This window comes from Burkholderia sp. PAMC 28687 (assembly GCF_001577465.1).
Lineage (GTDB): Bacteria > Pseudomonadota > Gammaproteobacteria > Burkholderiales > Burkholderiaceae > Caballeronia.
The window spans coordinates 3,079,914-3,101,205 of sequence record NZ_CP014505.1 but is presented as its reverse complement, the minus strand read 5'-3'; the positions used below and the strand labels follow the sequence as shown (position 1 = coordinate 3,101,205).

Sequence of the window (21,292 nt, the reverse complement as noted above, 5' to 3'; positions counted from 1 at the left end):
TGGCGCAGCCAGTCCCGCAAATCATTCGATGCCGTTTAGACGCGATTCGGCGGGACGATTTTCCGCTGCTTTCATGAGCGGATGGGATTGGCCTACTTTCCGGTCCAGCGGGCTGTAACGGCCGCGATTCGCGCACCGAATGCTTTTGCTGTTTCAAGGTCGCCGGGCGGGGGTGCTTCGTCCGGGGATGCATCGGCAGGTGATTGCGTGAGCAAGCCCGAAAAACCACCGACGAAGTTCAGGTCGTTGCGCGTGGCCGCCTTCGTGTTCGACGGCATCATGCCGGTGCCCGCCCAGATCATGCTGTGCTGCATGGCGAGCGTGATGAAGTACGCGATGGTCGAGTGCTTGTCGCCGTTCATGGTCGCCGAGTTGGTGAAGCCGGCGGCGACCTTGTCTTTCCACGATTGCGCGAACCAGGGTTTTGAACTGGCATCGGCAAATTTCTTGAAGTCGGCGGACGGGCCGCCCATGTAGGTCGGCGCGCCGAAGATGATGCCGTCGGCGGCGTCGAGCTCGGCCCAGCCGGCGTCGTCCAGATCGCCGACGGCCAGCAGTTTGGCGTCGGCGCCTGCATCGGTGGCACCTGCGAGGACGGCTTCGGCGGCTTTTTTCGTGTGACCATAGCCACTGTGATAAACGATGACGATTTTCGGCATGTCATTCCTTCTCTGCGACTCAACGTCGCGGGTTAAGCGGAAAGACCCAGTCTAGCAAGCCAAATTTCGGGCCGATTTGCGCACCTTGCGGAGGGTTTTGGTCATCGTCCGTAGGTCACCACGAGCTGCGCGCTGGACAGCGCCGTTGTGCGGATCTCGTGTTCGAACATGAGCGAGGGGCTGCTCTGGCGAAGGCGCAAGTCGGCGCTTTTGAGCGCGTAGACGGTGATGATGTATCTGTGTGGTTTGCCTTGCGGCGGACACGGTCCCGCATAGCCGTCGATGTCGAAATCATTGCGCGATTCGACCGCGCCGATCTTGCGCAGGAAGCCCGAGGCGCTTGCGTTTGACGGCAGTTTGACAACGCTTGCCGGGATCCCGGCGACAGCCCAGTGCCACCAGCCGCGCCCGGGTGCATCGGGATCGAAGATGGTCACCGCGAAACTTTGGGTGTTGGCCGGCGCGTTGTGCCAGGAAAGCTGGGGGGAACGATTGCCGCCCTTGCAGTCGTTCTGATCGAAGACAAGGGAGAGCGGTGCTCGCTGATCTGCAACGATGTCGCTGCTTGTCAACGTGAATGGAACGGACGCAACAACTTCGGCGACTGCGTGCGGCGCATTTGATACCATCGCGGCGCAGAAAAACGGAAGCAGCAGTGAGCGGCGGGAGATTCGGAAACGAAAAACGCGGCAATCAGCGACGCGGTACACAGCACAAACCACAAGCCCGGTCCCCAAGCGCATGGTGCGAGTTCTCCTGTCTCGGGCGTGGCCAGAACTGGCGTTTCACCCTTTGTAACGATGTATTTTGTCTCAGAAATAGGATTAATGCTGCATTCAAGTTTAACATTGCGTGGGAAGGATAAAATTTTTCAAATGTTCGGCACACAACTCAGCAAGGGGCAACCAGTAGACTCGGGTTTCGCTGGGATTCCGATCTCCAGGCTGAAGGGGGTATGTAATGAACGCGGGCACACTGCCTATAATGCGCAAGGGATTTATCCATTTACGAGCGGGGGGTAAATAATGGGTCAACGGATAAAAGTCATTATCGCCGATGACCATCCTGTCATTCTGTTTGGCGCTGCGCAGGCATTACTGAAGTTTCCCGAAATCGAGGTGGTCGGGCAGGCGCGTCAATCCACGGAATTGATTCAGCTTCTGCAAAAGTCTCCGTGCGACGTGGTTGTGTCCGATCTCGCCATGCCGGGTGGCCAGTTCGGTGACGGTATGCCGCTCCTGGGTTATATCGGGCGACAATTTCCGACTGTGCGTATTGTCGTATTAACCATGCTGGAAAATCCCGCGCTGCTCAAACGCTTGCGTGAAGTAGGCGTCACGGCCGTTATCAACAAGTCAGACGATTTGAGTCACATTGGTCTCGCGATCGTGCACGTGATGCGCGGGCAAGAGTACATCGGCCCCTCGGTGCGGGTGGCCCTCGACAGCATGGGCTTGTCCGCGAGCGGTCAGCAACGCGACGTGGTGTTGTCCAAGCGTGAACTGGAAGTCGTGCGCTTATTTGTTTCGGGCATGACGATTACCGAAATTGCGGCGCAGTTGAAGCGCAGCATCAAAACAATCAGCACGCAAAAGAATACCGCCATGCGCAAACTCGGCATTGAAAGGGATTCGGAATTGTTTCAATATGCCCAAAGTAATGGTTTATTGAATTTGTCCGCGTATGTGGGCGATGGAAATCTCGACGATGAATTTCGCGCAGACATCGATTAACTGTTAAGTTTGTTGAAATGAAAATCCGCTCGTTGATGAAACGCGCGGATTTTTTATTTCATTGACAATATGAAAATTACGGATTATTTCGGTGTTGCCATTACTCCGCCATGCGCTGCCGACCATTCGGCCGGCGCGTGTAAAAATTGTTCGACTTCATCCAGCGTCTTTGTCTCAAAATAACCCGCCTCTTTGGCGACCCGTAATACGTCCCACCAGGTTGCAAGCGCGTGCAACTCCACGTCAATGTCTTTCAGAACCGAAACACTTTCTTTAAAGATGTTGTAATGAAACAGCACAAAGCAATGATTCACTTTCGCGCCTGCTGTGCGCAGCGCGTTGATGAAATTGATCTTGCTGCGGCTGTCGGTCGTAAGGTCCTCGACCAGCAGCACGCGTTGGCCTTCCGTCAACACACCTTCGATCTGCGCATTGCGGCCGAACCCCTTCGGCTTCTTGCGCACGTATTGCATCGGCACCATCAACCGGTCCGATAACCACGCGGCAAACGGAATGCCGGCGGTCTCGCCGCCCGCGATTGCATCGATCTGTTCGTAGCCAACGTCACGCAGGAGCGTGGTCTCGGCCATCTCCATCAGGCCGCGGCGCACGCGGGGATAGGAGATCAGCTTCCTGCAATCGATATAGACCGGACTCGCCCACCCCGATGTGAAGATATACGGCTTGGCCGCATTGAAATGCACGGCCTCGACCTCGAGCAGCATTTTTGCGGTGGTGTCCGAGATGGTCTGGCGGTCAGTGCCTGTCATGGGCAAGTCCTTGGGTTCGTGAGTGGAGAGCATCCCTGCCGTCGATACTACCCGGCCGATAAGTTGCAGATCATGACGATGCAACCCGGTCGCCGTGCAATCGATGCAATGCGTTTAGTCGGTTACGCGCGCCTTTATGTCGAAAATGGTGCTCTGCGTCAAAATTATCGTGCGGTGTACACTATTTATCCCCGAAAAATGCTAAGCGCAGTCCGGGCGCGCAGTGCTTATCCCTGCGTTGCTCGCCGCGCGAATCCCGACGAATTCTTCGCGCAGCCCGAAGCCGGCGCCAGCGCCGCTTCACAAACAAATTTACTTTCCCCAACTCTTTTCCTAAACGTCTCAGGCCAATCATGGACGAACAACTGAAGCTCAGCGCCCTCGCATATCACCAGTATCCGAAGCCCGGCAAGATCTCGGTCACGCCGACCAAACCCCTGTCGAACCAGCTCGACCTGTCGCTGGCGTATTCGCCAGGCGTGGCCGCTGCCTGCATGGCCATCTTCGACGAACCGCTCGACGCCCAGAAGTACACCTCACGCGGCAACCTGGTCGGAGTCGTGACCAATGGCACGGCGGTGCTGGGGCTCGGCAACATCGGACCGCTTGCCGCCAAGCCGGTGATGGAAGGCAAGGGCTGCCTCTTCAAGAAGTTTGCGGGCATCGACGTGTTCGATATCGAGCTCGCCGAAACCGATCCGGACAAACTCGTCGATGCCATCGCCATGCTCGAGCCCACGCTCGGCGGCATCAACCTGGAAGACATCAAGGCACCGGAGTGCTTCTACATCGAGAAGAAGCTGCGCGAGCGCATGAAGATTCCCGTTTTCCACGACGACCAGCACGGCACGGCGATCATTGCATCGGCGGCGATTCTCAACGGGCTGAAAGTCGTCGGCAAGAAGCTCGACGAAGTGAAGCTCGTGTGTTCGGGCGCGGGCGCCGCCGCGATCGCGTGTCTCGATTTGCTCGTCGACCTCGGGCTCAAGAAGTCGAACATCCTCGTCTGCGACTCGAAGGGCGTGATCTACGAGGGACGCGGCAACCTGGATCCATCGAAGGAACGCTACGCCGCGAACACGACAGACCGCACGCTCGCGGACGCCATCGATCAAGCCGACGTTTTCCTCGGCTGCTCGAGCGCCGGCGTGCTCAAGCCGGAAATGGTCAAGGTCATGGGCACGCAGCCGTTGATCCTCGCGCTCGCCAATCCGGAGCCGGAGATCCGCCCGGAAGAAGCGAAGAAGGTGCGTCCGGACGCGATCATCGCAACGGGCCGTTCGGACTATCCGAACCAGGTGAACAACGTGTTGTGCTTTCCGTTCATCTTTCGCGGTGCGCTGGACGTGGGCGCGACCACCATCACTGAAGAGATGAAACTCGCGTGCGTGCGCGCGATCGCGGAACTCGCCCAAGAGACCGATCAGGGCGATGAAGTCGCCAAAGCGTACGAAGGCCATTCGCTCGAGTTTGGGCCCGATTACCTGATTCCGAAGCCGTTCGATCCGCGCCTGATCATCAAGATCGCGCCGGCTGTGGCGCAAGCCGCGATGGACTCGGGCGTGGCGACGCGTCCCATTCACGATATGGAAGCGTATCGGGAAGAGCTGGGCACGACGGTTTATCGTACGGGCATGGTGATGCGGCCGGTGTTCGCCGCAGCCAAGTCGGCGCCCGCGCGCATCGTGTTTGCCGAAGGTGAAGACGAGCGTGTGCTGCGCGCCGCACAATTCGTGCTGCTGGAGAAGATTGCGAAGCCGATCATCATCGGGCGCCCGGTGGTGGTCGAGATGCGGCTGCAGAAGATGGGCTCGAAGCTCAAGCCCGGCACGGATTTCGAGATCGTGAATCCGGAAGACGACCCGCGTTACCAGAAATGCTGGCAGGAGTATCACAACATTGCTGCACGCGAAGGCGTGACGCCGGACAACGCAAAGGCCGCGCTGCGCAAGTTCAACACGTTGATTGGCGCCATCCTGGTTCGTCTCGGCGATGCCGACGGCATGATCTGCGGCATGATCGACACGTATCACGACCATCTCAAATTCATCGAGCAAGTGTTGGGCAAGGCTGACGGCGTACAAAACTTCGCCGCCATGAACCTGCTGATGCTGCAGGGACGCAATCTCTTTATCAGCGATACGTATGTCAACGAGGTCCCGACGCCCGAGCAACTCGCCGATATGACCATTCTGGCGGCGCGTGAAATCGAGAAATTCGGGATCGCGCCGAAGGTGGCGTTGTTGTCGAACTCGAACTTCGGCAGCGTGCCGACGGCTTCATCGAAGCGCATGGCCGAGGCTCGCAAGCTGATCGCCGAACGTGCGCCGGATCTGGAAGTCGATGGCGAAATGCACGGCGATGCAGCGTTGTCGGAAGTAGTGCGCAAGGCCGCGATGCCGGCCTCGACACTGACCGGCGAGGCGAACCTGTTGATCATGCCGAACGTGGAAGCCGCGAACATCACCTATAACCTGCTCAAGATGGTGAGCGGGGAAGGCGTGACAGTCGGTCCGTTCCTGCTTGGCGCTGACAAGCCAGTGCACATTCTCACGCCTGCCGCGACCGTGCGGCGGATCATCAACATGACAGCGGTGGCATCGGCGAATGCGCGGGTGAAGGCGGCTGGCAACGCGGTGTGATGAAGTGGATTTGATCGTCACCATTACTATGTGACGAGATTTGATCAGGTGGGGACAGGCGGTGACCGAATAGATCGGTCACCGCTTTTTTTTCACGCGCCAGAAATATCTAACTCAAACGTGACATGGACGCTTAGGGATTTTTTTAAAGAGATAAGAAAGTTGTCGCACATACAACGGCGTCTTTCTTATTCGGACAAATCTGATTTGGTTGGCAAGGAGTGCTGAGTAGAGTCGCGGATCGTTTCACTTACCTGTTTGTTGCGGCGAATTATTTCTTGAGTTCGTTTCGCGTCAGACACATTCCGCATAACTCTTTGCAGGTATTCAGCATGAACAAGGTCTTTAAATCGGTTTGGAGCGAAGCTCTGGGTGCTTGGGTCGCAGCATCGGAATTGTGTCGCGGACGCGGGAAGGGCGGCGGGAAGGTGGCGCGGGCGGTGGCGTTGGCCGTGGCGTTGGGAATGGCGGGTGGGGCGTTTGCTGCTGGAGCGGGGACATCGGTGTCCAATGCAAGTCCGGCCACTGCAACGAACTTGACCGACATTGCGATTGGTTCAGGCGCAACCGCAGCGAGCAAGACCAAGGATGCGATTGCTATCGGCGACACTGCAGCGAGCTCGGCGGATGGCGCAATCAGCATCGGCGGCAGTGTTTCAAACGCGGCGACTAACTCAATTTTGATGGGGAACGCAGGAGTTCCGGCCGGAACGACCGGGCAGGTACGGTAACAAACGCATTCGTGGCCTACGACAGCAGCGCAAAAGACTCCGTTACGCTGAAGGGCACAAACGGCACGCAGATCCACAAGGTGGCGGCGGGTACAGCCGATCAAGACGCGGTGAACGTGAAGCAGTTGACGGATGCGGGCGCGGTTGTCGATTCGACGGGTACGGTAACAAACGCATTCGTGGCCTACGACAGCAGCGCGAAGGATTCCGTCACCCTGAAGGGCTCGAACGGCACGCAGATCCACAACGTGGCGGCGGGTACTGTCGATATGGATGCCGTGAACGTGAAGCAATTGACGGATGCAGGTGCGATTGTCGATTCCACAGGTACGGTAACAAACGCATTCGTGGCCTACGACAGCAGCGCGAAGGATTCCGTCACCCTGAAGGGCTCGAACGGCACGCAGATCCATAACGTGGCGGCGGGTACTGTCGATATGGATGCCGTGAACGTAAAGCAATTGACGGATGCAGGTGCGATTGTCGATTCCACAGGTACGGTAACAAACGCATTCGTGGCCTACGACGGCAGCGCGAAGGATTCCGTCACGCTGAAGGGCTCGAACGGCACGCAGATCCATAACGTCGCGAATGGCGAAGTGAGCGCCGACAGCAAGGACGCGATCAACGGTTCGCAGCTCTTCCAGGCGACGCAAAACATCCCGGCAATGGCCGATGCGGTGAAGTACGACAGCCCGGCGCACGACCGTATCACGCTCACCAGCACGTCGGGTGCGCCTGTGGTTATTTCCGGCGTAGCGCCGGGCGCCATGACGGCCACCAGCACGGAAGCCGTTAATGGCGCGCAGTTGTTTGCCGTCGATGCAAAGACGAACCAAAACGCTGCGGATATCACGAACATCAACAACACGATCAAGAACCTGTCGATCACCGGCGATGCTTACGTGAGCCAGGATCCTTCGAGCGGCGTGATCTCCATCGGCGGGAACACGAATGGCAACGAGATCAATGTTGCGGGAACCACCGGCGCGCGGAAGATTTCGGGCGTGGCAGCCGGCAGCATTGCACCGGCGAGTACGGACGCCATCAATGGCGCTCAAGCCTATAACATTGCCGCGTCCACGGCAGCAGCGTTGGGCGGAGGAGCAAGCGTAGACGCAAACGGCGGCGTGACGGCACCCACCTACACCGTAGGCGGAACGGACGTGCATGACGTTGGAACAGCTATCGCCAACCTCGATGGTCGTACGACTCAGAACACGACCGACATCACGAACATTGCGAACGCAACCAAAAATGCGGTCACGTACGATTCAGATGCGCATAACAAGGTCACGCTTGGAGGTACAGACGCTGCGGCCGCTGGAAATGCTGTCCAATTGTCGAATGTTGCGGCGGGCGAACTTTCGGCGACCAGTACCGACGCTGTGAACGGAGCGCAATTGAATGCGACGAATGCACGCGTCGATACGTTCGAAAACGTCGTCAACAACCTTTCCGGCACGGGCAGTCCGTTTATCGCGATCAATTCGTCGGTTACGACGTCCCAGGCCCCTACCGCAACAGGCACCGACGCTGTCGCGATCGGCGCGAATTCCCACGCCTCGGGTAACAACTCGGTCGCGCTGGGTGCTAACTCGATTGCCGATGAAGACAACACGGCGTCAGTGGGATCTGCCGGGAACGAACGCCGTATCACCAACGTGGCGCCGGGTACGAACGGAACTGACGCAGCCAACATGAATCAGGTGAACGACTTGCGAAATGAAGTCGGCCAGAACATGACGGCATTGCAACGTAGCGCGTTCGGCGGCGTGGCTTCGGCCATGGCCATGCCAAACCTGACACCGCGTGAGCCGGGCAAGACTGTGGTTGCGGTGGGCGTGGCAAACTACAAGGGTTACGGCGCGGTCGGAGCAGGCGCAACGTATCGGTCACGCGACGGTGCTTGGTTGATCAACGGCGCGTTGTCGGTGACACCGCACGGTGATACAGGTGCGCGTGCGCAGGTGGGCTACGAGTTCTCAGTCTGAGCAGGTTGTAACGCAACACTGAAAGGCGATCCAGATGTTCGGATCGCCTTTTTTTATTTTCCGAACCGTGGCGTCACCATCGATAGCCAAGCAGCACGCCGACAGCTGCGGGCGACGAAGGAAGCACAAGCGCCGGGCGGTTGCTGCAGCCATGCCACTCGAACCTGATGCTCAGTGCTGCGGGCAAGACGGTAGTCAGCACCAGCGTGGCTAATTAAAAAGACAACAACACGCATGGGCAGTTCGAAACCTGGATCATCCCTTTCCACGCCGCGGCGTTGCATATGTTCGATCGATTGTTTTCATCCTCGTATAGTTTCTTTCGGATAGCGCCTATGACTATTCTTATAAGCTCCCAATAAACTACGGAAAGTAGGGCGCTTAAGACAATGAGACAACGGTGCTTGGGTTATCAAGCGCGGGTCGGTTGTCGGTCATAGGTGTAAGCGGTGCGGTTTCCGAAATATGTTGAATCCGCCGTAATCTGAATAATCAATATATTAGGAATGCGTATCAATAATGAAAAGGAAATATAAAACGGTTTTAAACGAAGTCTTCGTCAATCGTGACGTGAAGGGCGAAAAGACGAGCGCCGGTTACAAGCTGTTCGAACGGAAACGCAGCATTCATCTGGCGCCTCCGACCAAGTCCAAGCAAGCAACAGACTTGCAATTGTGGTCGTTGAGATGAGGGAAATTGAAATGATTGGCACACTGTCTCACGGTGCACATCGGCCCGTCGCGGGCGCGTGCATCAGCACTGGAAAGCGGAAAACACGGTCTGCCAGATTGGTGGCGACAGCGGTAAGTGGACTGATAGTTGCCGCGACGTCGGGCACGGTATCCGCGTCGACGTCCGGATTGGCAAGCGTATTCGCGCAAGAGTCGGCCTATGCGTCGGCAAAGTCGCTGGCTCAGGCGCCAGCGCAGCGGTTCGCGAGCACAAGTCATGTAGCGATGGGAGTTGTCAAAGTCACCAAACCCGGTTCTCTCGATGGCGACGCGTTGCTTTATGATCCGGCACGCAGTCAGGAATATCCCGCGCAGGCACGGGATATTGCCGAAACCGCGCCCAGCACGAAGCTATCGGTAGTTCTCGAAAAGGCCGAGACGATGATCGGCGTCCCCTATTCGTGGGGCGGCAATACGCCGGCACAGGGACTCGATTGCAGCGGTTTCGTGCGTTATGTCTATGCGAAGGCGGCGGGGATTGTATTGCCACGAGTTTCATCGCAGATCAGTCGTCAAGGCGTGGCGATCGCGCAAACGGATTTGCATCCCGGCGATCTCGTGTTCTTCAATACAACACGCGGTACCGCAACGCACGTTGGAATCTATGTCGGCGAGGATCAGTTCATTCACGCGCCGAAAAAAGGTGCTTTTATTCGCATTGAATCAATGAAAAGCGCCTACTGGACCCGACGATATTACGGCGCGCGACGAGTCGCGTAAGAGCTCGATGGATAAACCCTTAACGACAAAACGCCCGATGAAAATTCATCGGGCGTTTTGCCATGCATTAAAGCAAAAGCTCAAGCCACTTGCCGCGTATCACTGCCGACCGGTGCACGCCACCGCGCCAGCAAGGCATTCCATTTCAGACGCGCCGCGTTCACATTGTTGTCCTTCACGTGACCGTAACCGCGCATGGAGTCGGGCAGACTTGCGAGTTCTATCGCCAACGGCAATTTATCGAGCGTCAAGCCGCTGAGCAATTCCTTTATCAGCGCCTCATATTCCGAAATCAACGCTCGCTCCATCTTCCGTTCTTCGGTCTTGCCGAAAACATCCATCGATGTGCCCCGCAAGAACTTCATCTTCGCCAGGACTTTCATCGCGGATAGAACCCATGGGCCGTATTGCTTCTTGATGAGATGGCCATGCGCGTCCTTCTTCGAAAACATCGGCGGCGCGAGATGGAAATTGATCTTCCAGTCGCCTTCGAAACTCCCCTTCAACCGCTCCACGAACGCCGGATCGGCATAAAGACGCGCGACTTCGTACTCATCCTTGTACGCCATCAGCTTGTGCAGGTTCCTGGCGACAGCTTCGGTCAGTGCGTATTGACCGTCGGGTACGCCAAGCGATGCTTCCGCAACACGGACTTCCGCGACAAGCCGGCCGTAACGCGCGGCGTACGCCTCGTTTTGATAGTCGGCAAGATAGCCGATGCGCTTTTCGATCAATGCGTCCAATGCCTTCGGCGTATGCAGCGCGATGATCTTGCTGCTGCCTTGTACATCCGATGCCCCCCCCGATTCTGTCCTTTCACCAGTCGTTGCAGACCATCGAGATCGTGCGCCGCGTGACGGCCCCATTCGAACGCCGCGAGATTCTTCTCGACCTGCACAGCGTTGAGTTCGATCGCGCGAACCAGCGACTCGTGCCGCAACGGCACCCAGCCGCGCTGCCATGCAAAACCCAGTACGAACGGGTTCGTGTAGATGGCGTCGCCGAGCAGTGCTACGGCAAAACGGTTTGCATCGACGAGAGATACGTGCTCACCCGCGGCCGTGCGGATGTCGGCTTCTGCGCTCGCGCCCGGGAAACGCCAGTTCGGGTTCTTGATGAACTCGGCAGTCGGCGTTTCGGCGCTGTTCACGACGACCCGCGTGTGGCCGGGCTGCATGCGCGAGCCGCATTCGTCGCTGGCGGTGACGATCGGATCGCAACCGATCACCAGATCCGCTTCGCCCATCGCGATGCGCGTGGCGTGAATATCGCCAGGCTGGTTCGCGATCTGCACATGGCTCATCACCGCGCCGCCTTTTTGCGCGAGGCCGGTGACATCGAGCACGGTCACGCCTTTTTGCTCGAGATGCGACGCCATGCCAAGCAATGCGCCAATGGTCACGACGCCCGTCCCGCCCACTCCCGTGACCAGCACGCCATAAGGACGGTCGATATCAGGAAGCGTTGGCATGGGCACGGGCGGCATGCCATCGCCAGAAATGCTCGATACCTTCGGCTTCTTCAACTGGCCGCCTTCCACCGTGACGAAGCTCGGGCAAAATCCGTTCACGCACGAGTAATCCTTGTTGCATGTGGACTGGTTGATCTGGCGCTTCGTGCCGTATTCGGTGTCGAGCGGTTCAACCGATAAACAATTCGACTTGACCGAGCAATCGCCGCAGCCTTCGCAGACGGCTTCGTTGATCACGACACGCTTTGCCGGATCGGGATAAGCGCCGCGTTTCCTGCGCCGGCGTTTTTCCGTGGCGCACGTCTGGTCGTAGATGAGAATTGTCGTGCCGCCGATTTCCCTCAGCTCGCGCTGGACTTCATCCAGTTTCTCGCGATGATAAATCTGGATGCCGGGCGCGAGGCCGACGTTCGCATCGTACTTTTCGGGTTCATCGGTGACGATCACGATTTTCTTGGCGCCTTCGGCCGCGAGTTGATGCGTGATCTGCGGCACGGTAAGCACGCCGTCGACCGGCTGGCCGCCGGTCATCGCCACGGCATCGTTGTAGAGGATCTTGTACGTGATGTTGGTCTTCGACGCGATCGCCGCGCGGATTGCCAGCAGGCCGGAGTGGAAGTACGTGCCGTCGCCGAGATTGGCGAACACGTGTTTGTCGTTGGTGAAGGGCGCTTGGCCGATCCACGCCACGCCTTCGCCGCCCATCTGGCTGAACGTGCTCGTGCTGCGGTCCATCCAGACGGTCATGTAATGGCAGCCGATACCCGCCAACGCGCGGGACCCTTCCGGCACGTTCGTGGATGTGTTGTGCGGACAGCCCGAGCAGAACCACGGCTTGCGCTCCGCTTCTACACGCGGCCGGGCCAGGGCGCGTTCCTTCGCTTCGATCACCGCAATCCGCGTCGCGATGCGCGCGCGCACTTCGGCAGGCAGATCGAACTTGTCGAGCCGCGTGGCAATCGCCTTTGCGATGATCGCCGGCGACAGCTCGTAATGCGCCGGCAGAAGCCAGTTGCCCATCGGCACGGACCATTCGCCGCCGGCGCCGTCTTTCTCGTCGAACTTGCCGAAGACGCGCGGACGTTGCGCATCGGGCCAGTTATAGAGTTCTTCCTTGATCGCGTATTCCAGGATCTGGCGCTTTTCTTCGACGACCAGGATCTCTTCCAGACCGTGAGCGAAGGCATGCGCGCCTTGCGCTTCGAGCGGCCAGACGCAGCCGACCTTGTACAAGCGCACGCCGATGCGGGCGCAGGTTTCATCGTCGAGACCGAGGTCCGATAACGCCTGGCGCACATCCAAATAGGCCTTGCCCGCCGTCATGATCCCGAAACGCGCGTTCGGCGATTCGATCTCGATCCGGTCCAGCTTGTTTGCGCGCACGTAGGCGAGCGCCGCATACCATTTGTAGTCGAGCAGCCGCGCTTCCTGCACGAGCGGCGGATCGGGCCAGCGGATGTTGAGTCCGCCGTCGGGCATCGCGAAATCGGTCGGCAACACGATCTCGACGCGATTCGGATCGATATCCACCGAAGCAGACGATTCCACCACGTCGGTCACGCACTTCATCGCGACCCAGAGGCCGGAGTACCGGCTCATTGCCCAGCCGTGCAGGCCGAAGTCCAGGTATTCCTGCACGTTCGATGGAAACAGCACCGGCAATCCGCACGCCTTGAAAATGTGTTCGGACTGATGTGCGAGCGTGGAGGATTTGGCGGCGTGATCGTCGCCGGCGAGCACGAGCACGCCACCCTTCGCCGATGAACCCGCCGAGTTGCCATGCTTGAACACGTCGCCGGTTCTGTCGACGCCCGGTCCCTTGCCGTACCACATGGAGAACACGCCGTCGTACTTGGCGCTGGGATACAGGTTGACCTGCTGCGAGCCCCAGACGGCGGTCGCCGCGAGGTCTTCGTTCACGCCGGGCTGGAACACGATCTCATGCGACGCGAGATGTTGCTTCGCTTTCCACAGATGTTGATCGAGCGCGCCGAGCGGGGAACCGCGATACCCCGAAATAAACCCGGCGGTGTTCAAGCCGGCGGCGTGATCGCGTTGTTGTTGCAGCATGGGCAACCGGACGAGCGCCTGAATCCCGCTCATGTAAGCGCGGCCGCGTTCGAGGGTGTATTTGTCGTCGAGTGTGACGGTGGTGAGCGCGGCTTCAAGCTTCGCTTGTTGTTCCGCGTCTAGTGGGGCATTCATTGTAGGTTCTCTCCGCCAACGTTTGGGATCGCCAAAACTCATGTGGCTTTAGCGTCTTGTGGACGCGGCAGCCGGGATTTTGAGTGTGCCTGTTTTGCATTTCTGACAGCACTGGTAAAAACCCGCTGAAAACAAATTACACGATCGTTCGCGTGTTACGAGGTGTAAAAACGCCCGATTTTCATCATGCGCGGGAACCGCTGGTGGCGGCGGTATTCAAATACCGTGACCGATGCGCAAGGTGAAACGTGCCCGGTCATTGGACACACCGATGCACGCAGTTGAAGGAGCAAGAAGTGAAACAACGATATATCCAGAATTTCCTGATGGTCTCCGCCGCATTCCTGGCGATAAACGTGCCCCGCGTCGGCGTTGCGGCCGGTTCCGAAACCTTGATGACCGGCACGCTGCGCATGGCGCCGGCTCGGGTGGAGCAGGTCTCGAACAACCCGGCTGCGAAAAAGAAAGACGAAGCCTGAATTTCCCGAACGAACAAACAAAAAATGCCGGCGATCTGTGAGGATCGCCGGCATTTTTATTCAGTCGCGCACATCAGCTCGCTGTTGTGTCCTTCACCACGCCGCGTCGAATCTGATCGAGTTCGATGGATTCGAACAGCGCCTTGAAGTTGCCTTCGCCGAAGCCCTGATTGCCCTTGCGCTGGATGATCTCGAAGAAGATCGGGCCAATCTGGTTTTCCGTGAAAATCTGTAGCAGGATTTCGTCGCTGACGCCATCGATCAGGATCTTGCGTTTTTTCAGCTCCCCCACCGATTCGCCGTGATTTGGCACGCGCCGGTCGACAAGCTCGTAATACGTATCAATGGTGTCCAGCAACGCGATATCCGCGCTGCGCAGGGCGTCGACAGTGTCGTAGATGTTGTCCGTCCCGAGCGCGATGTGCTGAATCCCCTCGCCACGATACGCATCGAGATATTCCTGGATCTGTCCCGACGTGTCCGATCCTTCCTCGTTGATCGGGATGCGGATCTTGCCGCACGGCGAGCTCATCGCTTTCGACTTCACGGCCGTGACCTTGCCTTCTATGTCGAAGTACCGCGCCTCGCGGAAGTTGAACAGGCGTTCGTAGAATTCGGCCCACTCGATCATGCGTCCGCGATGCACGTTGTGCGTCAAATGGTCGATGTACGTCAAACCGTGGCCAACGGGATTTTGATCGGCGCCGGGAATCGGTTCGAAGTCGACGTCATAGATGCTGATATCGCCGATGCTGCCCGCCCGCGCGCCGTTCTTGCCACGCCACCGGTCGACAAAATAGATCAGCGAATCGCCGACGCCCTTGATCGCGGGAATGTTGAGCTCCATAGGGCCCGTTTTATTGTCGAAGCCCCACGCGCCGAGATCGAGCGCGCGCTTGTAAGCCTTGCCTGCATCGGCGACGCGAAACGCGATCGCGCAAATCGACGGTCCATGCAAACGCGTAAAGCGTTGCGCGAAGGAATCGGGCTCGGCGTTGATCAGGAAATTGATGTCGCCTTGCCGGTACAAGGTCACGTCCTTATGCCGATGCCGCGCGATCGCGGTAAATCCCATTTGCTCGAACAATCGCCCAAGCGCGACCGGATCCGGCGCCGTGTATTCGATGAATTCGAAACCATCCGTGCCGACGGGATTGTCCCAGGTCGTTGGTTGCATACCTTGTCTCCGTAAATCGCGATTAACAGGACAAAGTCTATCGAGATGCGTGTGGCGGATACTTGCGAATCAAATCGCGCATCATTACGATGACGCACGTTTATAGCGTCCACTGGCGCAAAAGGGGCAGACTATGGCGCGAATCGAACTCGACGCAATCGACCGCAAAATCCTCGCAATCCTGCAGGTCAACGGCCGCTTGTCGAATCAGGACATCGCCGATCAGGTGAGCTTGTCGCCGAGTCCCTGCCTGCGCCGTATCCGGCGGCTGGAAGAGGCGGGCGTGATAAGGGGTTATGTCGCGCTACTGGAGCCCCGTCTGCTTGGACTCGGGCTGCTTGCGTACGTCAACGTGAGGCTGGAAAAGCGTGGCGGATCGGTCGCTTCGGCGGGAATGAAAAATCCGCCGACGCATGCGGATCGATTCCGCGACGCCTTGCTCACCTGGCCGGAGGTCGTGGCCTGCGATGCAATGACCGGCGACACCGACTACCTGCTGCGCGTCCAGGTGGAAGACATGGAGCACTTCTCGCGTTTTGTGCAGGACCAGTTGCTGCACCACCCATCGGTGATCGATGTGAAAAGCAGCTTCTCGCTCGAGCGCATCAAGGAAACGACGGCGTTGCCTATCCGTTGATTGCGCGGATGCTCCAGACGCAAAAAAGGCGGCTTTCGCCGCCTTTCGTGCTTTTGCGCATGCTTGCTGATATGGCCGAAACTCAGGCCGCGTCGGCAGTAGGCATGAACGCCTGAAACATTTGCGATGCCCGGCGCGCCTGGCGCTTGATCGCGTAATCGAAGACCGCTGCCTGCTCCTGCAACATCTCCGTCAGGATGCTGCTCTGGTCAGCAGGCGTGAGCGACAGATAAGCATCGGCTTCGCCGTATGCGTACTCGATCTTCATGCCCGACTTCTTCGCAATGTGCATCATGGTCGAGTTGCGCGACAAACAATGCATGTAGAGCATTGAAACGTGTGTGTTGCGGCTGCGAATCGCGGCGCGCTCGAACAAGCGGCTGCCGACACCACGGCCCCGCGCGCTTTCCAGCACCGATACACCGAACTCAGCCGTGCGCTTGTTGCCTTCCGCCGGCAAATAGGCAAGATGCCCGACGCCGACCACGTTCAGCGCTTCATCGAATACGCCAAAAACCGTATCGCGCGAAAAGTCGATGTTCGTCACATAGTTCTCGATCACACGATCCGGCACGATCTGGCCGAAGCGCAAAAGGCGGTCGTCTTCGTCGAGGGCGAGAAAGTGGGTCATCAGGCGCTCGCGATCCGCGGAGGACAGCTCACGAACGAGAACGGGCGATCGACCGGCGGCGCTCGGCGAGCGATCGGCAGATGCGAAGATCGATGCGGCGGGGCGGTTGAAAGATAGGTTCACGATGGTGGCTCCTTGAATCGTCGAGCGACATGGTGCGTCGCAAAACGAATTTTAGCCGAAACATCGTTTTAGTACTAGGGAAAACCCGTAATACGGTGTGGAGGATTATGTCTAACTTTCAAGTATTACGAATGCAAATCTTTTAAAATCAATTGTTTACACGCTGTTGCGGAAAACGGACGTGCGTGCGCCCAAATCGTATATTGCGGTGCAGCATTTCACGAATCGCCATTCATTCCCCGTTCGATCACATCGACAACCTGTTCCGCAAACTCCCCGTAACCCAGCTTGCCGTCAGGTTTGAGCCACGTGAATGTCCAGTTGATCATGCCGAAAACCATCATGGTCAAGGCCGTCTGGTTTTCCTTGGTCGCCCGCTTCGGATAAGCACGCGCCAGTTGCCGCGCAAACGCAGCGACGATACCGCGCTGGCGTTCGAGCACGATTTCACGCTGCGTATCTTCGAGGTACTTCACGTCGTTGAGCAGCGCGACGTGCCGGCTATGCGACGTTTCGTATTCCGCGAGAAACGCGCGAATGAGCTCGGCAAACGCCTCGCGCTCGGTGAGGCCGCGCCGCTGGCTCGCGCCTTCCACCTCCGCGATGATCAGCATCAGCCGCTTCGTATAGCGGTCGAGCAGGTCGAACAGGATGGCTTCCTTGCTCGCGTAGTAGTGGTAAAGCCGCGCCTTGGACGTGCCGCTGGCGGCGGCGAGATCGGCCATCGATGTGCTCGGGTAGCTCGTCTGCGCGAATTTCGCGGCGGCGAGTTCGAGAATCTGCTCGCGTTGTGTGTCGTGGTCGGGCGCTCTGGTACGTGCCATTGAGTCTCGGAGAAGTGCTGGGTCGAACGGAATTCTAATGCTTGAGCGCGACTTGGCTCCGTCCGGCGGCTAATGCGAGGCGCGGCGCAGTCTTGCGTCGGCAATTTTTGAGGGATCGCCGCGGATTTCCAGCTTGCCTGCAGCCACGAGTTCGCGGCATCGCCAAAGGGCGATCGAGTCGCTGACCAGGAAGCCGAAACTTCCGCCCATCACCTCGCCCGCGAGCCGGCGCGACTCGATCCAGCCGGCGCTTGCGATCTGGAGGATGGTTTCATCGATATCGGAATACGTGCCCGAGATAAACGTGTTGTCGCGCCAGCGCCGCGTTTCGCTGTTGATCTGCTTCACTTCCTGCCATTCGAGCGCGAGCCGGCTGATGCGCAATACCGAGATGGGCGCGGCCGTCGGCAGCTTGACGCCGAGTTCGGCTGCCGTGAACATGCCAACCGCTGTAATGCCGTCGCCGCGGCCACGACGGCGCTGCGTGCCGTCGTCGGCGGTGATGAGGGGTAGATCGTCGGCGGTCAGTTTGGCTTCGTTCAGGCGTTGCGGCACGTTGCGCAGGAAATAGGCGACGCGCCGCAGCATCAACTGATCGCCCGCGCTCTGGCCGTGCCAGACCACGACTTGACCCGTGCCCTGGGCCAGTTCGCGCAACAGCGCGTCTTGTTCCTTCAGCTTCGAAATGAAATCGACTTTGTGCTCGTCGAGCACTTGTTGCCAGAAGAGGGCACGCGTTTCCGGGTTGTCATCGATACCCCTCAGATGGCCGACCGCAAGATCGTCCTTCAGGGGGATGACGCGCTCATCGCGTGAAACTGCATTCAGCGCTTCGCGAAGTATCTCGGCGGCGTAGTCGCCGTTGGTAACGTGAATGGTGCTCATCAGTAACGGTGACCGCAAACGTAAGAAGGCCGGCTGCTGCGTAGCCGGCTCGATCGACATGATCGACATGACGGCAACTTAACAACAGACGGCCCCTAGTGTAAGCGAATTGAATCAGTGCGATCCGCCAACTGGTCGCTCAACGTTCGTCATAGCTCACAACTACCCGATCCGAAACCGGATGACACTGGCACGTCAGCACGAAACCGGCATCGATTTCATGTTGTTCCAGTGTGAAGTTTTTCTCCATGCGCACTTCGCCTTCCAGCACTTTCGCGCGGCACGTACAGCAGACACCACCCTTGCACGCGTAAGGCAGCGCGAGGCCGGCCTTCAGCCCGACATCCAGTACGCTCACGCCTTGGTACGGCAGACGCAACTTGCGCCTTTTTCCATCGATGACCAATTCCAGATCCGCCGTCGGCGTGTTGTCCGTGATCTCGATTTGCGGAACACCGGCTTGCGGCAAAGGCGTTCCGAAGCGCTCGACGTGAACCTGCTTCGGCGGCACGCCCGCGCCTTTCAGGGCGGCTTCGGCGGCGTCCATCATCGGGCCGGGACCGCAGATGAACGCTTCATCGATTTCACTGGCGGGAACGAGCGTCTCGAGGAACGCCGCGCATTTTTCCTGGTTCAGCACGCCGTTGAACAGTTCGACGTCCTGCAAATCGTCCGATAAAACGTGGTACAGCGAAAACCGGCTCATGAAGCGGTTCTTCAGGTCTTCGAGTTCCTCGGCGAACATGATGGCGTCGACGCTGCGATTGCCGTAGATCAGCGTGAAGCGGCTGGTGGGCTCTGTCTCCAGCGTCGTCTTGATGATCGCGAGCACCGGCGTGATGCCGGAACCGCCCGAAAACGCAACGTAATGTTTGACGTGATCCGCGTTCAGATGGGTGAAGAAGCGGCCATCGGGCGTCATGACTTCGATTGCGTGACCGGGCTTGAGCATGTCGAAAGCGAAGTTCGAGAAGCGGCCGCCGCGCACGCGCTTGATACCGATACGCAATTCGCCATCGCGATCGTAATCCGTCACGCCGACGCAAATGGAATACGAACGCCGCGTTTCCTCGCCGTCGATATGCGTTTTCAACGTGACGAACTGGCCTTGCGTAAAGCGGAACGCATCACGCAGGGTGTCGGGGACATCGAAGGAAACGGTGACGGCGTCCGCGGTTTCGGGACGAACGTCGCGGATGCGAAGCGAATGGAATTGCGGAGTCGCCATGGTCGGTTTCAGTACGGTTTGAAGTAGTCGAACGGTTCGCGGCAATCCACGCAACGATACAGCGCCTTGCACGCCGTCGAGCCGAATTGGGCAAGGCGTTCTGTATGCACTGAACCGCAGCGCGGGCAGGCGGGTTTATCGACGATGCGCGGCACGAAACGCAGAGGCCGTTCTTGCGGCGCATGTTCGTTCGAGCCGCAGTTGCCCATGGGCGGGGCGATGCCGTATTGCTTGAGCTTTTCGCGGGCAGCGTCGGTCATCCAGTCGGTGGTCCATGCGGGCGCCAGAACCGTCTCTATCCGATGCTTGGCGAAACCCGCCGCGTTCAGCGCCGCGCCGATGTCTTCCGCAATCTGGTACATCGCCGGGCAGCCGGAATACGTTGGCGTGATGACAATTTCCAGCGTGTCGTCGGCGGCGCGGCGGACGTCGCGGAGGATACCCAGTTCGCGTATGGACACCACCGGAATTTCCGGATCGGGCACGGCTTCGAGCACGTTCCATACGTGTTCGAGCGCAACGTCTTCCGCGGTTGTCATGGCGTTCACCACGTCGCGCCCGGGTGCTGGCGCGCGATGCTTTGCAATTCCGCCAGCAGATAACCCATGTGCTCGGAATGCTCGCCGAGTTTGCCCGTGGTCACGTGCTGCACGTCGGCGGGTTTTTGCAGCGTGGCTTCGGCCAACGTTGCGTCCACATCTTCGCGCCACGCGGTTTCCAGATCGGCTGTCAGCGGACCGATACCGGCATCGGCGATGCGCGTTTCCACCTCATCCACGCTGAAGAATTCGCGTGTGTAGGGCATCAGGTAATCCACCGCCGCCTGAGCCCGGCGATGCGATTCCTCGGTGCCATCGCCGAAACGCAGCAGCCAGTCGCTCGCGTGATTCAGGTGATATCGCGTTTCCTTGATCGACTTGGACGCGATTGCGGCAAGCTGTGCGTCGCTCGATCGGGTCAGCGCCGTCCAGAGATGCGACATCAGCGTGGAATACAGGAAATTGCGCACGACCGTCACCGCGTAATCACGGTCTGCGCGCGTCGTTCCCGACAACGGTCCGGCGTGCGGCAATTCGCTCAACGTGAAGTTGCGGAAATCTCGCTCATTGCGGAAATATGCGTAGTCGTCTTCCGTTTTCTGCGTGCCGTGCAACTCGGTCTCGAGCGCGGCCGCATGCGAGTAAAGCAGGCGCGCCTGGCCGATCAGATCGAGACTGATGTTGGCGAGCGCGATATCTTCCTCGAGCACCGGGCCGTGTCCGCACCATTCGCCATTGCGTTGCCCGAGGATCAGCGCATTGTCGGCGAGGCGCAGAACGTAGGACAGATGTTGGGGCGTCGTCATGTCTAGCCTTCGATCACATGTGGCTGATTTCGTCGGGGAGCACGAAGAACGTCGGGTGACGATAAATCTTGTCGCCGGCAGGTTCGAAGAACTCGGCTTTATCGGCGGGATCGGACGCCGTGATCGCCGCCGATGGCACCACCCAGATGCTCACGCCTTCCTGGCGACGCGTGTAGACATCGCGCGCCATGCGCAGCGCAGCCGGCGCGTCGGGCGCGTGCAAACTGCCGCAATGCTTGTGATCGAGTCCCTGCTTGCTGCGCACGAACACTTCCCAGATCGGCCATTCGTTGTTCATTTGTCGCTC

Annotated in this window: 19 protein-coding genes and 1 pseudogene; 8 read left to right on the top strand and 12 right to left on the bottom strand. The window is 58.7% G+C overall.

Features of this window, described 5'->3' with window-relative positions; all coding sequences use genetic code 11:
• Window positions 1-92: 92 nt before the first annotated feature.
• Window positions 93-659, bottom strand: coding sequence for a flavodoxin family protein (locus tag AX768_RS14495; RefSeq protein WP_062000516.1), 567 nt, complete (start codon window positions 657-659; stop codon window positions 93-95).
• Window positions 660-760: 101 nt separating this feature from the next.
• Window positions 761-1,288, bottom strand: coding sequence for a YbhB/YbcL family Raf kinase inhibitor-like protein (locus AX768_RS14490; RefSeq protein WP_082778840.1), 528 nt, complete (start codon window positions 1,286-1,288; stop codon window positions 761-763).
• A gap of 396 nt (window positions 1,289-1,684) precedes the next feature.
• Here AX768_RS14490 and AX768_RS14485 point away from each other — a divergent pair, with 396 nt between their 5' ends.
• Window positions 1,685-2,392 (top strand): response regulator, encoded by a 708-nt coding sequence (locus AX768_RS14485; protein ID WP_062000515.1) that lies wholly within the window; start codon window positions 1,685-1,687, stop codon window positions 2,390-2,392.
• A gap of 83 nt (window positions 2,393-2,475) precedes the next feature.
• Here the strand turns inward: AX768_RS14485 and AX768_RS14480 are convergent, their stop codons facing one another.
• Window positions 2,476-3,162, bottom strand: coding sequence for an orotate phosphoribosyltransferase (locus AX768_RS14480; RefSeq protein WP_062001005.1), 687 nt, complete (start codon window positions 3,160-3,162; stop codon window positions 2,476-2,478).
• Window positions 3,163-3,234: 72 nt separating this feature from the next.
• Between AX768_RS14480 and AX768_RS32800 the strand changes: the two genes are divergently transcribed.
• From AX768_RS32800 to AX768_RS33255, 5 genes are all read left to right on the top strand, one after another.
• Window positions 3,235-3,531 (top strand): hypothetical protein, encoded by a 297-nt coding sequence (locus tag AX768_RS32800; protein WP_144022120.1) that lies wholly within the window; start codon window positions 3,235-3,237, stop codon window positions 3,529-3,531.
• On the top strand, window positions 3,516-5,804 hold the full coding sequence (locus AX768_RS14475; RefSeq protein ID WP_062000514.1) for an NADP-dependent malic enzyme: 2,289 nt from the start codon (window positions 3,516-3,518) through the stop codon (window positions 5,802-5,804). The genes AX768_RS32800 and AX768_RS14475 overlap by 16 nt, the downstream gene beginning before the upstream one ends.
• A 332-nt stretch (window positions 5,805-6,136) precedes the next feature.
• Window positions 6,137-6,535: an ESPR-type extended signal peptide-containing protein gene (locus AX768_RS14470; protein ID WP_062000513.1), complete on the top strand. Its 399-nt coding sequence runs from the start codon at window positions 6,137-6,139 to the stop codon at window positions 6,533-6,535.
• Window positions 6,536-6,546: 11 nt separating this feature from the next.
• Window positions 6,547-8,529 carry a YadA family autotransporter adhesin gene (locus tag AX768_RS14465; protein ID WP_062000512.1) on the top strand — a complete coding sequence of 661 codons (1,983 nt, stop codon included), beginning with the start codon at window positions 6,547-6,549 and terminating at the stop codon, window positions 8,527-8,529.
• A 956-nt stretch (window positions 8,530-9,485) separates the two neighbouring features.
• Window positions 9,486-9,980, top strand: coding sequence for a C40 family peptidase (locus AX768_RS33255; RefSeq protein ID WP_172811955.1), 495 nt, complete (start codon window positions 9,486-9,488; stop codon window positions 9,978-9,980).
• A gap of 80 nt (window positions 9,981-10,060) precedes the next feature.
• Here AX768_RS33255 and AX768_RS14455 read toward each other — a convergent pair.
• Window positions 10,061-13,656 (bottom strand): annotated as a pseudogene (locus tag AX768_RS14455) (indolepyruvate ferredoxin oxidoreductase family protein).
• A 296-nt stretch (window positions 13,657-13,952) separates the two neighbouring features.
• Between AX768_RS14455 and AX768_RS14450 the strand changes: the two are divergent.
• Entirely contained in the window at window positions 13,953-14,135 is a 183-nt protein-coding gene (locus AX768_RS14450) for a hypothetical protein (protein WP_062168169.1), read from the top strand.
• A gap of 73 nt (window positions 14,136-14,208) precedes the next feature.
• On the opposite strand, the gene hppD is transcribed toward AX768_RS14450, so the two are convergent.
• On the bottom strand, window positions 14,209-15,312 hold the full coding sequence (hppD, locus tag AX768_RS14445) for a 4-hydroxyphenylpyruvate dioxygenase (protein WP_062000509.1): 1,104 nt from the start codon (window positions 15,310-15,312) through the stop codon (window positions 14,209-14,211).
• 133 nt (window positions 15,313-15,445) lie between these two features.
• Between hppD and AX768_RS14440 the strand changes: the two genes are divergently transcribed.
• Window positions 15,446-15,949, top strand: coding sequence for an Lrp/AsnC family transcriptional regulator (locus AX768_RS14440; RefSeq protein ID WP_062000508.1), 504 nt, complete (start codon window positions 15,446-15,448; stop codon window positions 15,947-15,949).
• A gap of 82 nt (window positions 15,950-16,031) precedes the next feature.
• On the opposite strand, the gene AX768_RS14435 is transcribed toward AX768_RS14440, so the two are convergent.
• From AX768_RS14435 to paaB, 7 genes are all read right to left on the bottom strand, one after another.
• The gene (locus AX768_RS14435; RefSeq protein ID WP_439823445.1) at window positions 16,032-16,703 is read right to left on the bottom strand and encodes a GNAT family N-acetyltransferase; all 672 of its coding nucleotides are present in this window, start codon (window positions 16,701-16,703) and stop codon (window positions 16,032-16,034) included.
• A gap of 218 nt (window positions 16,704-16,921) precedes the next feature.
• A complete protein-coding gene (locus AX768_RS14430; RefSeq protein ID WP_062000507.1) occupies window positions 16,922-17,527 on the bottom strand; it encodes a TetR/AcrR family transcriptional regulator in 606 nt (201 codons plus the stop codon).
• Between the two features lie 69 nt (window positions 17,528-17,596).
• Window positions 17,597-18,412 carry a DUF1835 domain-containing protein gene (locus tag AX768_RS14425; protein ID WP_062001003.1) on the bottom strand — a complete coding sequence of 272 codons (816 nt, stop codon included), beginning with the start codon at window positions 18,410-18,412 and terminating at the stop codon, window positions 17,597-17,599.
• Between the two features lie 139 nt (window positions 18,413-18,551).
• On the bottom strand, window positions 18,552-19,640 hold the full coding sequence (gene paaE, locus AX768_RS14420; RefSeq protein ID WP_062000506.1) for a 1,2-phenylacetyl-CoA epoxidase subunit PaaE: 1,089 nt from the start codon (window positions 19,638-19,640) through the stop codon (window positions 18,552-18,554).
• Window positions 19,641-19,648: 8 nt separating this feature from the next.
• Window positions 19,649-20,179 carry a 1,2-phenylacetyl-CoA epoxidase subunit PaaD gene (gene paaD, locus AX768_RS14415; protein WP_062001002.1) on the bottom strand — a complete coding sequence of 177 codons (531 nt, stop codon included), beginning with the start codon at window positions 20,177-20,179 and terminating at the stop codon, window positions 19,649-19,651.
• A 5-nt stretch (window positions 20,180-20,184) separates the two neighbouring features.
• The gene (gene paaC, locus AX768_RS14410) at window positions 20,185-20,985 is read right to left on the bottom strand and encodes a 1,2-phenylacetyl-CoA epoxidase subunit PaaC (RefSeq protein WP_062000505.1); all 801 of its coding nucleotides are present in this window, start codon (window positions 20,983-20,985) and stop codon (window positions 20,185-20,187) included.
• Between the two features lie 13 nt (window positions 20,986-20,998).
• On the bottom strand, window positions 20,999-21,283 hold the full coding sequence (gene paaB / locus AX768_RS14405; protein WP_062000504.1) for a 1,2-phenylacetyl-CoA epoxidase subunit PaaB: 285 nt from the start codon (window positions 21,281-21,283) through the stop codon (window positions 20,999-21,001).
• Window positions 21,284-21,292 lie beyond the last annotated feature (9 nt).